Origin of the sequence: Streptomyces sp. A0958 (genome assembly GCF_004795035.1) — a bacterium.
Lineage (GTDB): Bacteria > Actinomycetota > Actinomycetes > Streptomycetales > Streptomycetaceae > Streptomyces.
This window is the reverse complement of record NZ_SSBK01000002.1, coordinates 242,825-256,177: the sequence shown is the minus strand read 5'-3', so window position 1 is coordinate 256,177 and position 13,353 is coordinate 242,825. Positions and strand designations below refer to the sequence as shown.

The 13,353-nt window shown below is 72.6% G+C and carries 13 protein-coding genes; 10 read left to right on the top strand and 3 right to left on the bottom strand.

Annotated elements, in window-relative coordinates; genetic code table 11:
• Positions 1–33: 33 nt before the first annotated feature.
• Positions 34–2,436 (bottom strand): transglycosylase domain-containing protein, encoded by a 2,403-nt coding sequence (locus E6P78_RS03205; protein ID WP_136201941.1) that lies wholly within the window; start codon positions 2,434–2,436, stop codon positions 34–36.
• A 174-nt stretch (positions 2,437–2,610) separates the two neighbouring features.
• Between E6P78_RS03205 and E6P78_RS03200 the strand changes: the two genes are divergently transcribed.
• The 4 genes from E6P78_RS03200 (at position 2,611) to E6P78_RS03185 (ending at position 6,036) form a co-directional block, all read left to right on the top strand.
• Entirely contained in the window at positions 2,611–3,411 is an 801-nt protein-coding gene (locus E6P78_RS03200; RefSeq protein ID WP_136201940.1) for an ABC-2 family transporter protein, read from the top strand.
• Complete coding sequence (locus E6P78_RS03195) at positions 3,404–4,273, top strand: ABC transporter permease (protein ID WP_136201939.1); 870 nt, start codon at positions 3,404–3,406, stop codon at positions 4,271–4,273. The genes E6P78_RS03200 and E6P78_RS03195 overlap by 8 nt, the downstream gene beginning before the upstream one ends.
• A 28-nt stretch (positions 4,274–4,301) precedes the next feature.
• The gene (locus E6P78_RS03190; protein ID WP_136201938.1) at positions 4,302–5,306 is read left to right on the top strand and encodes an ATP-binding cassette domain-containing protein; all 1,005 of its coding nucleotides are present in this window, start codon (positions 4,302–4,304) and stop codon (positions 5,304–5,306) included.
• 61 nt (positions 5,307–5,367) lie between these two features.
• Positions 5,368–6,036: a DUF1707 domain-containing protein gene (locus E6P78_RS03185; RefSeq protein WP_168712552.1), complete on the top strand. Its 669-nt coding sequence runs from the start codon at positions 5,368–5,370 to the stop codon at positions 6,034–6,036.
• 25 nt (positions 6,037–6,061) lie between these two features.
• On the opposite strand, the gene E6P78_RS03180 is transcribed toward E6P78_RS03185, so the two are convergent.
• A complete protein-coding gene (locus tag E6P78_RS03180) occupies positions 6,062–7,309 on the bottom strand; it encodes an SGNH/GDSL hydrolase family protein (protein ID WP_136201936.1) in 1,248 nt (415 codons plus the stop codon).
• A gap of 196 nt (positions 7,310–7,505) precedes the next feature.
• On the opposite strand from E6P78_RS03180, the gene E6P78_RS03175 reads away from it, so the two are divergent.
• Entirely contained in the window at positions 7,506–8,876 is a 1,371-nt protein-coding gene (locus E6P78_RS03175) for a DUF445 domain-containing protein (protein WP_240799023.1), read from the top strand.
• A gap of 162 nt (positions 8,877–9,038) precedes the next feature.
• On the opposite strand, the gene E6P78_RS03170 is transcribed toward E6P78_RS03175, so the two are convergent.
• The gene (locus E6P78_RS03170) at positions 9,039–9,371 is read right to left on the bottom strand and encodes a hypothetical protein (RefSeq protein ID WP_136201935.1); all 333 of its coding nucleotides are present in this window, start codon (positions 9,369–9,371) and stop codon (positions 9,039–9,041) included.
• Between the two features lie 180 nt (positions 9,372–9,551).
• On the opposite strand from E6P78_RS03170, the gene E6P78_RS03165 reads away from it, so the two are divergent.
• The 5 genes from E6P78_RS03165 (at position 9,552) to E6P78_RS03150 (ending at position 13,308) form a co-directional block, all read left to right on the top strand.
• Positions 9,552–11,063, top strand: a complete 1,512-nt coding sequence (locus E6P78_RS03165; protein WP_136201934.1) for an MFS transporter — start codon at positions 9,552–9,554, stop codon at positions 11,061–11,063.
• On the top strand, positions 11,060–11,635 hold the full coding sequence (locus E6P78_RS03160; protein ID WP_136201933.1) for a TetR/AcrR family transcriptional regulator: 576 nt from the start codon (positions 11,060–11,062) through the stop codon (positions 11,633–11,635). Before E6P78_RS03165 ends, E6P78_RS03160 begins: the two co-directional genes overlap by 4 nt.
• A gap of 197 nt (positions 11,636–11,832) precedes the next feature.
• Positions 11,833–12,180 (top strand): hypothetical protein, encoded by a 348-nt coding sequence (locus tag E6P78_RS32650; RefSeq protein ID WP_168712536.1) that lies wholly within the window; start codon positions 11,833–11,835, stop codon positions 12,178–12,180.
• 226 nt (positions 12,181–12,406) lie between these two features.
• Positions 12,407–12,571 (top strand): hypothetical protein, encoded by a 165-nt coding sequence (locus E6P78_RS32645; protein WP_168712535.1) that lies wholly within the window; start codon positions 12,407–12,409, stop codon positions 12,569–12,571.
• A 116-nt stretch (positions 12,572–12,687) separates the two neighbouring features.
• Positions 12,688–13,308 carry a dihydrofolate reductase family protein gene (locus tag E6P78_RS03150; RefSeq protein WP_136201931.1) on the top strand — a complete coding sequence of 207 codons (621 nt, stop codon included), beginning with the start codon at positions 12,688–12,690 and terminating at the stop codon, positions 13,306–13,308.
• Positions 13,309–13,353 lie beyond the last annotated feature (45 nt).

Below are 13,353 nucleotides of genomic sequence, written 5' to 3'. Positions count from 1 at the left end.
CTGAAGGCCACGTCGGGTCACTGACGCGGCGGCTCAGCGGCGGCTGCTGGGCGTCGGCGCCCTGGTGCCGCGGGGCCCTTCGAGGAAGCCGCCGGTGTCTCCGTCGCCTCCGTTGTCGTTTCCGCCGGTGTCCCCGCCCCCGTCCTCGCCGCCGGTGTCCGTCCCGCCGCCGGTCGTGCCGCCGTTGCCGGCGCCTCCGACGGGGGTGTCGGTGGTGCCGGGTGTGGTCCGCGGGGCGGACGGGGTGCGGGACGGGGTGCTGGAAGGGGTGTGCGCGGGGGTGGTGGAGGGGCGCCGGCCGGTCTCGCCGGGGGCGGTGTCCTCCTCGGTGGGCAGCGCGGTGTCGTCGGTGCCGCCCTCCAGATCGAGGTCGAACTTCTGTACGGGGGTGCCGCGCAGGGCGGCGCCGGTGTACTGGGCCCAGGTCTCGGCGGGGGCGCCGCCGCCGTTGATGCGGGGGAGTCCGAGCGCGTTGTAGAGGGGTTTCTGGGCGCCGGTGTCGGGGTTCTGGCCCATGACTGCGATGACGGTGGCCAGGTCGGGGGTGTAGCCGGCGAACCAGGCGGCCTTGTCCTCCTCGGCGGTGCCGGTCTTGCCGGCGGCGGGGCGGCCGGCGGCCTGGGCGGCGGTGCCGGTGCCGCCGTCGACGACGCTCTGGAGGATGGAGGTGGTGGTGTCGGCGGCTTCGCGGCTGACGGCCTGTTTCACCGTACGGCCGGGCAGGGTGACGCTCTCGCCGTTCTTGGTGACCTCGGTGACGAGGACGTGGGCGCCGTGCTTGCCGTGGTTGGCGAGGGTGGCGTAGGCGTCGGTCATGTCGAGGACGCTGGCGGTGGCGGGGCCGAGCGCGATGGAGGGGGAGGCGGTGAGGTCGGGGGTGTCCTTGGGGATGCCGAGGTCGATGGCGGTCCGGCGGACCTTGTCGGGGCCGACGTCCTCGGCCATCTGGGCGTAGACGGCGTTGACGGACTTGTCGGTGGCGGTGCGGACGGTGATGGGGCCGTAGCTGACGTCGTCCTCGTTGGACGGGTCGTAGCCGGTGGGGCCGTCGGGGCCCTGGACCATGCGCTTGTTGGTGCCGTCGTAGATGGTGCTGGGGGTGATGCGGCGGCCGTCCCGGGTGGTGGAGTCGTTGGCGACGGCGGAGGTGAAGACGAACGGTTTGAAGGTGGAGCCGACCTGGTAGTCGCGGCGGGTCGCGTTGTTGACGTACTGCCGGGTGTAGTCGATGCCGCCGTAGAGGGCGACGACGTGACCGTTGGCGGGGTCGACGGAGGCGCCGCCGACGCGGACGTTGCGGTCGGCCCCGCGCTCTTCGTCGGTCTTGGACATGACCTTGTCGTTCACGGCCTTGACGAGGGCGTCCTGCTTCTTCTTCTCCAGCGTGGTGGTGATGCGGTAGCCGCGCGTGGCGATGGTCTTCTCGTCCAGGATGTCGTGGGCGACGAGGTAGTCCTCGACGGCCTGGACGATGTAGCCGCGCTGCCCGGAGAGGCTGTTGGCGGGCTTGACGGGGCCGGGTGCGGGGAAGGTCATGGCGGCGCGTTCGCCGGCGCCGAGCCAGTCCTTCTTGACCATGCCGTCCAGGACGTAGTTCCAGCGGGCGACGGCGGCGGCCTTGTTCTCGGGGTGGGTGACGACGTCGTAGGCGCTGGGGGCGTTGAGCAGGGAGGCGAGGTAGGCGCCTTCGGCGGTGGTGACGTCGCCGATGTCCTTGCCGTAGTACGCCTGGGCGGCGGCCTGGATGCCGTAGGCGTTGCGGCCGAAGTAGCTGGTGTTGAGGTAGCCCTCGAAGATCTGGTCCTTGGACTGTTCGCGGTTGAGCTTGATCGCGATGAAGAATTCCTTGATCTTGCGGACGACGGTCTGTTCCTGGCCCAGGTAGTAGTTCTTGACGTACTGCTGGGTGATGGTCGAGCCGCCCTGTTTGCCCTTGCCGGTGAGGGTGTTCCAGCCGGCCCGGAACATCGCCTTGATGTCGACGGCGCGTTCGGAGTAGAAGTCGCGGTCCTCGGCGGCGAGGACGGCGTGCTGGGCGGTGCGGGGGACCTGGGCGAGCTTGACGTTCTCCCGGTTGACGTCGCCGTCGCGGGCGATGACGCTGCCGTCCTCGTAGAGGTAGACGTTGGACTGGGCGGTGGCGCTGGCGTTGGCGGCGGGGATGTCCACGAGCTGGTAGCCGGCGATGAAGCCGCCGACCAGGATCACGGCGATGAGCAGGACGCCGCCGAGGACCATGCGCCAGGTGGGGATCAGCCGACGCCAGCCGGTGCGCTTGGGGCGCTTGGCCTTGGGGGGCTTCTTCCCGCCGGTGCCGGCCGGGGCGCCTTGGCCGTCGGGGGCGGAGCCGGGGGCGGCAGCGTCGGCGGGCAGGTCCTTGGGGGCCCAGCCCCCGGGGGTGGGGTCTCCGTTCTGCTGCTGTGGCTCGTCGCTCATGTCGGTGCAGACTCCTCGGCCGCGGTCGGTTCCCCCATAGTGCCCCTTTCCGTCGCATAACCCTCGGATCGACCACCGAAAAGCGGTCGCGGCGACCGCCCCGGCGGGACTAGGCTCCTGCGCTTTGGTGTCCACGCCCGGTGCGGCACCCGTGAACGGGGGAGGCGGTTTGCTGTGCGGGTCTACGCGGTGGTGGCGGCGGGCGGTTTCCGCCGTTATGCCACCTACCGGATCGAGACGGTCGCGGGGGTGTTCACCAACACCGTCTTCGGCTTCGTCCTGGCCTACACGTACACGGCCCTGTGGGACGAGCGGCCCCGGCTGGGCGGTTACGACATGCCGCAGGCGCTGACGTTCGTCTGGCTGGGCCAGGCCCTGCTGATGACGTGCGTGATGATGGGCGGCGGCTTCGAGGACGAGCTGATCGAGCGCATCCGTACGGGCGACATCGCGGTCGACCTCTACCGGCCGGTCGACCTGCAAATGTGGTGGCTGGCGGGCGACTTGGGCCGGGCCGCCTTCCATCTGCTGGGGCGCGGCATCCTGCCGATGGTCCTCGGCGGGCTTGCCTTCGACCTGGCGCTCCCGGCGTCGGCCGGGACCTGGCTGGCGTTCCTCGTCGCGGTGACGCTGGGCGTGGTGGTGAGCTTCGCGATCCGCTACCTGGTGGCGCTGTCCGCCTTCTGGCTGATGGACGGCGCGGGCGCGGCGCAGGTCGCGTTCCTGGCGGGGCTGTTCTTCTCCGGGATGCTGCTGCCGCTGACCCTGTTCCCGGGGCTGCTGGGCGAGGTGGCGCGGATGCTGCCGTGGTCGGCGCTGCTCCAGGTGCCGGCCGATGTGTTCCTCGGCAAGCACACGGGCTGGGGTCTGGTGCGGGTGTACGTGTTCCAGGCGGCCTGGGCCGTGGTGCTGTTGCTGGCGGGGCGGATGGTGCAGTCGGTGGCGACGCGGAGGGTGGTGGTCCAGGGTGGCTGACGTGGTGGAGGGGGCCGTGGCGGAGTCGCCCGGGGCGGTGTTCGCCCCGAGGCCGCGGCTGGTCGAGGGCGTGCGGGCGTACGGGCTGATCGTCGGGATGTGGCTGCGCTCGACGATGGCGTACCGGGCGTCGTTCCTGATGACGGCGTTCGGGAACTTCACGGCGACGGCGTTCGACTTCGTCACGATCGTCCTGATGTTCGCGCACGTCGACGCGCTGGGCGGCTACACGCTCCCGGAGATCGCGCTGCTGTACGGGGCCGCGGGGACGGCGTTCGGCCTGGCGGACCTGCTGATGGGGTCGATGGACCGGCTGGGCCGCCGGGTGCGCGACGGCACGCTCGACACGCTGCTGGTGCGGCCCGTCCCGGTGCTCGCACAGGTGGCGGCCGACCGTTTCGCGCTGCGCAGGCTGGGGCGGATCACGCAGGGGCTGCTGGTGCTGGGCTACGCGCTGGTGGCCCTGGACATCGAGTGGACCGTGGCGAAGGCGGCCGTGGTGCCGCTGATGGTGCTGAGCGGGTCGGTGATCTTCGGGGCGGTGTTCGTGGCGGGCGGGGCCTTCCAGTTCATCGCGCAGGACGCGTCGCAGGTGCAGAACTCCTTCACGTACGGGGGCAACACGCTGCTCCAGTACCCGCCGACGATCTTCGCGAAGGACCTGGTGCGCGGGGTGACGTTCGTCGTGCCGCTGGCCTTCGTGAACTGGCTCCCGGCGCTGTACGTGCTGGACCGGGACTATCCGCTGGGGTTGCCGCGCTGGGTGGCGTTCCTGCCGCCGGTGGTGGCGGCCGTGTGCGCGGCCGGGGCGGGACTGGCGTGGCGGGCGGGGCTGCGGGCGTACCGGAGTACGGGAAGTTGACGAGGAACGGGCGGGAAGGGGCAGCGGCATGAGCACGGAGACGGGCGCGGACAGGGGGACCGGGACGGCCTTCATCGAACTCGACCGCCTGGAGAAGGTCTTCGACGTCCGCCGCAGGACGGGTTTCCTGCGCGGCGAGCGCCGCCAGGTGCGGGCGGTCGACGGGATCAGCTTCCGGGTGGAGCGCGGCGAGATGGTCGGCTACATCGGGCCGAACGGAGCCGGGAAGTCGACGACGATCAAGATGCTGACCGGCATCCTCACCCCGAGCGGCGGTTCGCTGCGGGTGGCGGGCATCGACCCCTCGCGGGAGCGTACGAGGCTGGCGCACCGGATCGGCGTGGTCTTCGGGCAGCGCACGACGCTGTGGTGGGACCTGCCGCTGCGCGACTCGTACCGGCTGATGCACCGGATGTACCGGGTGCCCGACGCCCGGTTCCGCGCCAACATGGACCGGTGCGTCGAACTCCTGGACCTGGGCGAGCTGCTGGACGTACCGGTACGGCAGTTGTCGTTGGGGCAGCGGATGCGCGGCGACATCGCGGCGGCGCTCCTGCACGACCCGGAGGTGCTGTACCTGGACGAGCCGACGATCGGCCTCGACGTGGTGTCCAAGGCCAAGGTGCGGGGTTTCCTGCGGGACTTGAACGCGGAGCGCGGGACGACGGTGCTGCTGACGACCCATGACCTCACGGACATCGAGCAGTTGTGCCGGCGGGTGATGGTGATCGACCACGGCCGGCTGATGTACGACGGTGCGCTGGCCGGGCTGCACGAGGTGGGGGAGAGCGAGCGGACGCTGGTGGTGGACCTGGAGCGTGAACTCCCGCCGATCCGGCTGGAGTCGGAGCCGTCGGTGCGGACGGTGAAGGTGGAGGGTCCGCGGCAGTGGCTGGCGTTCCCCGCGTCGGCGTCGGCGGCGCCGCTGGTGGCACGGATCGCCGCGGATTACCCGCTGGTGGATCTCTCGGTGCGGGAGCCGGACATCGAGGCGGTGATCGCGAAGATGTACGCGTCGGCTACCGCCCTGTAGGCCGGTGACGTGAGCATGCGCGTTCAATAGGCTGCTCGGTATGACAAGCGAACTTCCGGAGATGCGGGCCTCCGACGCGGAGCGTGAACGTATTGCCGAGATCCTGCGCGAGGCGGTGGCCGAGGGCCGGCTGGAGATGGAGGAGTTCGACCAGCGCCTCGACCGTGCGTACAAGGCCCGTACGCACGGGGAGTTGGAGCCGCTCGTCCGTGACCTTCCGAGGGCCGGTTCGTCGTCGGCGCCGGCCGCCGTGCAGCCCCGGTCGGGTTCGGCGGCCCGTTGGCCGGAGCGGATCGGCAGGCCGGCCACCTCGGGCGGTGCCTTCGCGTTCTGGGGCGGGTTCCGCCGCCGGGGCAACTGGACGGTCGGCCGGGTCTTCACCGCGTTCGCCATGTGGGGCGGCGGCGACATCGATCTGCGCGAGGCGAACTTCGAGGACCGCGAGGTCGTCATCCGCTGCTTCACGATCATGGGCGGCATCCATGTGACGGTCCCCCCGGACCTCAACGTGGACGTCCGGGGCATCGGCATCATGGGCGGCTTCGGGGAGCAGGCCAAGGACGACGCGGTCCCCGCGCCGGACGCGCCCCGGGTCCGGATCACCGGTTTCGCGCTGATGGGCGGCGTCGGCGTGGAGCACAAGCGCAGCAAGGCGGAGAAGCAGCGGCTGCGCGAGGCGGAGTGTGAGCGCGGCCGGCTGGAGAAGGGCGACGGGCGCGGCGGACGGTAGGGCCCCCGCCGCCCCCGCCCCGGTGTCAGAGCGCGTCGGTCGTGGCCCGGGTCTTGGTCCCGAGCAGCGCGTCGACGTCCATCAGCGCCCCCAGGCGCGCGTACCCGGCGTCGTTCAGGTGCAGGTGGTCGCCGGAGTCGTAGGCGGCCCGCAGCCGCTGCGGGTGGGCCGGGTCGCGCAGCGAGCGGTCGAAGTCGAGGACCTCGTCGAAGACGCCGCCCGCCCGGATCTCGGTGTTGACGCGCTCACGCACCGCGTTCTGCGTGGGCGTCCAGTTGCGGGTGCCCCGGTACGGCATGAGGGTCGCGCCGACGACCCGCAGGCCGCGCGCGTGGGCCCGCTCGGTGAGGGTGCGCAGGGCGCCGGTGATCCGCATGGCGTCGGTCTCCCGCGGGAACGCCTGGACGTCGTTGATGCCGAGCGCGATGACGACCGTCTTCACGCCGGAGACGCCGAGGACGTCGCGTTCGAAGCGGTCGAGGGCGCGCGGGCCGATGCCGTCGCGCAGGAGGCGGTTGCCGCCGATGCCCTGGTTGACCACCGCGTACCGGCCGCGCAGCCGGTCGGCGACGGTGTCGGGCCAGCGGGTGTTCGCGTCCGTGGTGGAGCCCGTACCGGCGGTGAGCGAGTCGCCGAACGCGACGAGCGTCGCGGTCGCGGCGCCGCCCCGCACGTCCACGCCGGTGAGGTAGCGCCACTGCGTGGTGCTCCAGGTGCCCTGCTCGTCCTCGGTGTAGGAGGTCTGGTGGCTGTTGGGGTGCGAGGTGACCGGGCCCTGGGCGGTCGGGGTGCGCAGCGTCACCACGAGGTCGGAGTCTGCGGCGACCGGGACGACGACGGCGTCGCTGACGCTCTGCCGGCCCGCCGGGACCGTGACCGACGAGGCGCCGTCGAACGTCACCGGGCGGGTGTCCACGGTGACGTGGTCGATGAGCAGCGGGCGCGTACCGAACAGGTTGGACAGGGTGAGGCGGGCCTCCTTGCCGCCGATGCTGGTGTGCACGACGTTGCGGATGGTGCGCCGGCTCTGGTCCCGGGCCTGGGCCGGGTCGTTCACCCCGAGGACCGGCGCCGCCGCCCAGGTGGCGAGCCAGAGGCCGGAGGAGTGCGCCGGTGCGGCCGGGGTGGCCACGCCCTGCGGGGCCGTGGCGCCGGCCGCCGTCGCCCGGGGCCCGGAGAACAGCAGGGAACCGGCGAACGCCACGGCGGCGGCGAGCGTGGCGGTGCCCGCCACAAGGGCTATGAGCAGGGCGTACCCCTGGCGCCTGGGCATCGGCGGTGTGTCTCCTAGCGGGCAGAAGGAAGGAGGAGGAAGGAAGGAGGGAGGGAGGGAGGGAGGTCCTGGGAGCGTCCCGGTTCCCATGATGCGGCAGGGCGCGGGGAACCAGGCATGCGGCCCAGGAGTAGATCAGGCAGGGACAATGCGTACGGGGCGCCGGGGGCGACGCCTACGCGGACGGGTGGAGCGGATGGAACGGAACGACGGTGCCGGGCGGACCGAGCGGGGCGAACTGCCCCCGGGGCCCGGCGGACAGGCGCGGGGCGCGGGCGCGCGGGAGCGGCCCGGGGGCCTCGCCTCGTTCGCGTACACCGCCGCGGACGAGGAGAAGCGTCGCGGCGTACGGCGTATGAAGACCACGGCCACCGGCCTCCTTCTGCTGGTCGCGCTCGTGTACGTCCTCGCCACCTGGGCGAAGAACGAGGGCGTGAGCGGCTGGCCGGGCTTCGTCGCGGCGGCCGCCGAGGCGGGCATGGTGGGTGCGCTGGCCGACTGGTTCGCCGTCACGGCCCTCTTCAAGCGTCCGCTCGGTCTGCCGATTCCGCACACCGCCATCATTCCCACCAAGAAGGACCAGCTCGGGGCCTCGCTCGGTTCCTTCGTCGGCGAGAACTTTCTCTCCGGGGGCGTCGTACGTGACCGGATTCACTCGCTGGGCATCGGCGGCCGGGTCGGTGCGTGGCTCGCGGAGCCGGCCCACGCGGACCGGGTCACGGCCGAGCTGGCGACCGCGCTGCGCGGGGCGCTGACGGTCCTGCGGGACGCGGACGTGCAGGCCGTGGTCGGTGAGGCGATCACCCGGCGGGCGAACGCGGCGGAGGTCGGCCCCGGCCTCGGCAAGATGCTGGAGAAGGTCGTCGCGGACGGCGGCCACCGCAAGCTCGTGGACCTGGTCTGTGCCCGGGCGCACGACTGGCTCGTCCTGCACGGCGACTCGGTGATGGACGCGGTGCAGGGCGGCGCGCCGGGGTGGACGCCCCGGTTCGTCGACAAACGGGTCGGTGAGCGGGTCTACAAGGAGCTGCTGCGCTTCATCACCGAGATGCGGGACATGCCGGGGCACCCGGCGCGCGGCTCGATCGACACGTTCCTGTCGGACTTCGCGGCCGACCTGCAGACCGACTCGGAGACCCGGGACCGGGTGGAGCGGCTGAAGTCGGAGATCCTGGGGCGCGGCGAGGTCCAGGACGTCATCGCCTCGGCCTGGGCGTCCGTGCGCGCGATGGTGATCGCGGCGGCCCAGGACGAGCAGAGCGAGCTGCGGCTGCGGGCGCGGGCGTCCCTGATGTCGCTGGGCGCCCGGCTGGCCACGGACGACCGGCTCCAGGCGAAGCTGGAGGGCTGGCTGGAGGACGCGGCGGTGTATGTCGTGACGACGTACCGGGCGGAGATCACGTCGCTGATCAGCGACACGGTGGCCGGCTGGGACGCGGACCAGACCTCGCGGAAGATCGAGGCGCACATCGGGCGTGACCTGCAGTTCATCCGGATCAACGGCACGGTGGTGGGCGCGCTGGCGGGCCTGGCGATCTACACGGTGTCGTGGGCGCTGTGGGGGTGAGCGCGTCGCCATGGCCCGGAGACCCGGGACACGGTGTCGTGGGCGCTGTGGGGGTGAGCGCGTCGCCATGGCCCGGAGACCCGGGACACGGTGTCGTGGGCGCTGTGGGGGGGGCGTCCCTCATGGCCCGGGGCCGGGCCCGGGCCATGAGGAGGGCTTCGCTCAGGCGGATCGGCGGGTGACCGCCCAGGACGCGGCGGCCACGGTGCCCGCCACGGTGAACACGGCGGGCCAGGCGCCGACCTTCTTGGCCAGCGGGTGCGAGCCCGCGAAGGCGGCCACGTAGGCGGTGGTCAGGGCGACGGCCGCGCGGGGGCCCGCCTGCCGGTTCCACTCGTACGCGGCCACGCCGCCCGCCGCCGCGAGCGCGACCCCGCCCAGCGGCCGCTTGCGGGTCCACCGCGCGACGGCGTAACCGCCGACCAGTCCGCCCGCCGCCACCGCCGCTGCCGGCACCTTCGCCATCGCAGCCACCTCCGCCTTCGTCAACGTCATGGGGCGCGCCGGGCGCACTCCGTCGCGCCCCGCGCCCAGCGCCGCACCGGCGCCCGGATCGAGGCTAACCCGGGCTTCCGGCCTCCCGTCGCCGAGGGGGTGCACAGGCGTTTACCCTGAAGGTGAACAGCTGTGCACCCCTGCACCCATCCCCGTAGTCGACCACCGCAACGGAGAAACATGCCCGCGGACATACCCGCCCCCGCCGCCCCCACGACCCCCGCGGTCCAGGCCCCGCACCCGCGCTTCGCGGTGGGCGTGCTGGCCTTCTGCGGGGTCGTCGTCGCGGTCATGCAGACGATCGTCGTCCCCCTGCTCCCGCACATCCCCGCACTGACCGGCGCCACCCCGGCCGCCGCGAGCTGGCTGGTCACCGTCACCCTGCTCACCGGCGCGGTCTTCACCCCGGTCCTCGGCCGGGTCGGCGACATGTACGGCAAGCGGCGGGTGCTCGTCGCCTCACTCGCCGTCCTGGTGGTGGGCTCGGTGCTCTGCGGGGCGAGCTCCCACATCGGCGTGCTGATCACCGGCCGCGCCCTCCAGGGCGCCGCCATCGCCGTCGTACCGCTGGGCATCAGCATCCTGCGCGACGAACTGCCGCCCGAGCGCGTCCTGTCCGCCGTCGCCCTGATGAGCTCCACCCTCGGCATCGGCGCCGCCGTCGGCCTGCCGATCGCCGCGCTCGTCGTGGAGAACTTCAACTGGCACGCCATGTTCTGGGTCTCCGGCGTTATCGGCCTCATCGACATCGTGCTCGTGCTGGCGTTCGTCCCGGAGTCCCCGCTGCGCACCCGCGGCCGCTTCGACGCGCTCGGCGCCCTCGGCCTGTCCGGCGCGCTGGTCTGCCTGCTGCTCGCGGTGACGCAGGGCGGCGACTGGGGCTGGACCTCGGGCCGGACCCTGGGCCTGCTCGTGGGGGCCGTGGTGGTGGCGCTGGTGTGGGGGGCGTACGAGCTGCGCGTCACGACGCCCATGGTCGACCTGCGGATCTCCGCCCGCCCGGCCGTCCTGCTCACCAACATCGCCGCCCTCCTGATCGGCTTCGCCTTCTACGCGAACTCGCTGGTCACCGCCCAGATGGTGCAGGAGCCGAAGGCCACCGGCTACGGGCTCGGCGCCTCGCTCGTCGTCAGCGGACTGTGCCTGCTGCCGGGCGGCGTGTCGATGGTGGCGCTCTCGCCCGTCTCCGCCCGGATATCCGCCAAGCACGGCCCCAAGGTCAGCCTTGCGCTGGCGGCCGGAATCATCGCCGCCGGTTACGGGGTGCGGTACTTCACCAGCCACAGCCTCTGGCTCATCATCGTGGGCGCCACGGTCGTCGCCTCCGGCACGGCCATCGCGTACTCGGCGCTGCCCGCCCTCGTGATGCGCGGAGTCCCGGTCAGTGAGACCGGGGCGGCCAACGGTCTGAACACCCTCATGCGCTCGATCGGCCAGGCCTTCTGCAGCGCCACGGTCGCCGCCGTCCTGGCCAACATCACCTTCCAGGCCGGGGGCAGGACCGCCCCGACCCTCCACGCGTACCAGCTGGTCTTCGTGATCGCGGCGGGCGCGGCACTCGCCGCCCTGGCCGTCACGCTGTTCCTGCCGGGCCGGAAGCCGTCCGGGGCGGGTACGGTCGAGGGGAGCCGCAAGGCGCCGGGCACCCGGAAGGGCGGTGCGCGGACGGCAGGAATCCAGGAGGGCGCATGACCGGCGGCCAGGCCACCACGGCGACCCCGGCCACGGACACCGGCACGGGGCGGGGCGCCATCCTGCGTGCGGCCCGGCGGGCGTTCACCCAGCGCCCGTACGCGGAGGTGACGATCCGCCGGATCGCGGCCGACGCCGGGGTGAGCCCGTCCCTCGTGGTCAAGCACTTCGGCCGCAAGGAAGAACTCTTCAACACCGTGGCCGACTTCGGCCCGGCCGCCGCCGAACTCTTCGACGCCCCGCTCGACGTACTGGGCCGCCACATGGTCGTCACCCTGGTGACCCGCCGCCGCGCGGCCCAGTCGGACCCGCTGCTGCGCGTCGTCTTCTCCCTCGGCAACCAGGACGAACGCTCCCTGCTGCGCGACCGCTTCCACGAACAGGTCACCGACGCGCTCACCGCCCGCCTCCCCGGCACGGACCGCGCCCTGCGCGCGGAGCTCCTGGCCGGCCACCTGCTGGGGCTGGGAGCGACGTTGAGCCTCCACCGCGAGGGCGCGGGCGCGCAGGCGACCCCGGAGCACATCGCGGACCTCTACGCCCCGGCGCTCCAGCGGCTGATCACGGGCTGAGGCTTACGGGGGCGCCGGCCCCGGGGGCCCGTTCCGCAAGCGCCGAAGGGACTCGACGGGTCAGCCCGCCGCAGTGCGCCGATCGTCGATGCCGACCGCGATCTCGGACCCCGCGGTCGAGCTGAAGGCAGCGACGTTCCCGAGACCGCGCTCCACGTACGAGCCCGACACACTCCGCACCGCCTAGAGTCATGACCATGAACGGCCCCTACGACGCCTCTCACGAGACCCCCGACACCGACGCCCGCCTGGCCGCCTTGGAAGCCTCCCAGGCCCGCATGACCGAGGAGATCGCCCGGCTGCAGGCGGAGTTGCGCAGCCGGAAGAATCCGGGCATCGGGTTCATCCTGCGGGTGGCCGTCGGCCTGTTCGCCCTGTGGGTCGTCCTCCAATTCGTCCCCGCCCTGGTGTTCCTGGCCGGCTCGGCGCTCTACGACCACGGCGGCCGGGCCGCCGTCTGGTCGGTGGTGCTGGTCCTCGCGGCGGCGGCGGCCTGCGCCTTCTACGTACGGGCCCGCCGCGCCGGCACCCGCCGCACACCCTGAGCCCGGCGGCCCAGCGGCCCGGCGGGTCCAGCCGGCCGCGTTGCGCCGGACCGTCATGCCGATCGTGATGTAGTCGCTGGGCGAGTCCTCGGGGGAGCGGCCCTGGTACGTCATGAGCGCCATGTGCCCCGTACCCGTGGTGACGCAGACCTGCCGCCCCCTGGGGGGCTTGTCCACGTAAATGTGCGCTGCTGCAGACACGGCACTCTATCCAAATCCCGGTGGGTTGGGACCTGTCGGAGGAGGCTGGTCCAACGGGACGGGGAGAACGCGGACCGGACTGCACCGCCGGAGCGCCGGCGGCGGCGCCGAGTCCCCGGCCGACCTGGCCTACCGCGTGTTCGCGGTGATCGCCCCGGCGCTGTACGCGGTGGTCCGGGACACCCCGTAGGACCTGGCCTTCGGCCCCGGAGGGCGTGATTCCCGTTGCGCGTCCGGAACGCCTCGCCGACCATGGCGGCCGACGGCCCCGACGCGCGGAGGCCGCCACCGGACGAAAGGCCGTACGTGCGCAAGCTCGTGTACTTCATCGCCGCCACCCTCGACGGCTTCATCGCAGGCCCGGACGGCTCCGATCCCACCGGACCGGACGGCTTCTGGCCCATTCCGGATGACTACCTGGGGCACCTGATCGCCACGTACCCGGAGACCCTGCCCGGCCCGGCACGGGCCGCGCTCTCCGTCACGGCGGAGGGCACGCACTTCGACACGGTCCTCGAAGGCCGGCGGTCGTACGAGGTGGGTCTCGACGCCGGAGTCACGGACGCCTACCCGCATCTGCGGCACCTGGTGTTCTCCCGCACCCTGGGCGAGAGCCCCGACCCCGCCGTGGAGATCGTCGCGGGCGACCCGGTCGCGAAGGTGCGGGAGCTGAAGCAGGAGGACGGCAAGGACCTCTGGCTGGTCGGCGGCGGCGAACTGGCCGGTGCCCTCTACCCGGAGATCGACACGCTGATCATGAAGCTGAGCCCGACGACGATCGGCGCGGGCATCCCGCTGTTCGGGCGGAAGGCCACGTTCGACCCGATGGCCTGGTCCCTCACGGACCATACGGTTCTGGGCAGCGGGGCGGCGTTCCTGACGTACGAGTGCGCCACCACGACCGTCACCGTCACTGTCACCGACTGACGGCCGACGCGCGTGCCTCCGCAGCGCCGCGGCTCTGCCGACGTG

Coding starts and splice junctions, on each gene's coding strand:
- E6P78_RS03205 (WP_136201941.1), bottom strand. CDS start 2,436: ATGAGCGACGAGCCACAGCAGCAGAACGGAGACCCCACCCCCGGGGGC.
- E6P78_RS03190 (WP_136201938.1), top strand. CDS start 4,302: ATGAGCACGGAGACGGGCGCGGACAGGGGGACCGGGACGGCCTTCATC.
- E6P78_RS03185 (WP_168712552.1), top strand. CDS start 5,368: ATGCGGGCCTCCGACGCGGAGCGTGAACGTATTGCCGAGATCCTGCGC.
- E6P78_RS03180 (WP_136201936.1), bottom strand. CDS start 7,309: ATGCCCAGGCGCCAGGGGTACGCCCTGCTCATAGCCCTTGTGGCGGGC.
- E6P78_RS03175 (WP_240799023.1), top strand. CDS start 7,506: ATGGAACGGAACGACGGTGCCGGGCGGACCGAGCGGGGCGAACTGCCC.
- E6P78_RS03170 (WP_136201935.1), bottom strand. CDS start 9,371: ATGACGTTGACGAAGGCGGAGGTGGCTGCGATGGCGAAGGTGCCGGCA.
- E6P78_RS03165 (WP_136201934.1), top strand. CDS start 9,552: ATGCCCGCGGACATACCCGCCCCCGCCGCCCCCACGACCCCCGCGGTC.
- E6P78_RS03160 (WP_136201933.1), top strand. CDS start 11,060: ATGACCGGCGGCCAGGCCACCACGGCGACCCCGGCCACGGACACCGGC.
- E6P78_RS32650 (WP_168712536.1), top strand. CDS start 11,833: ATGAACGGCCCCTACGACGCCTCTCACGAGACCCCCGACACCGACGCC.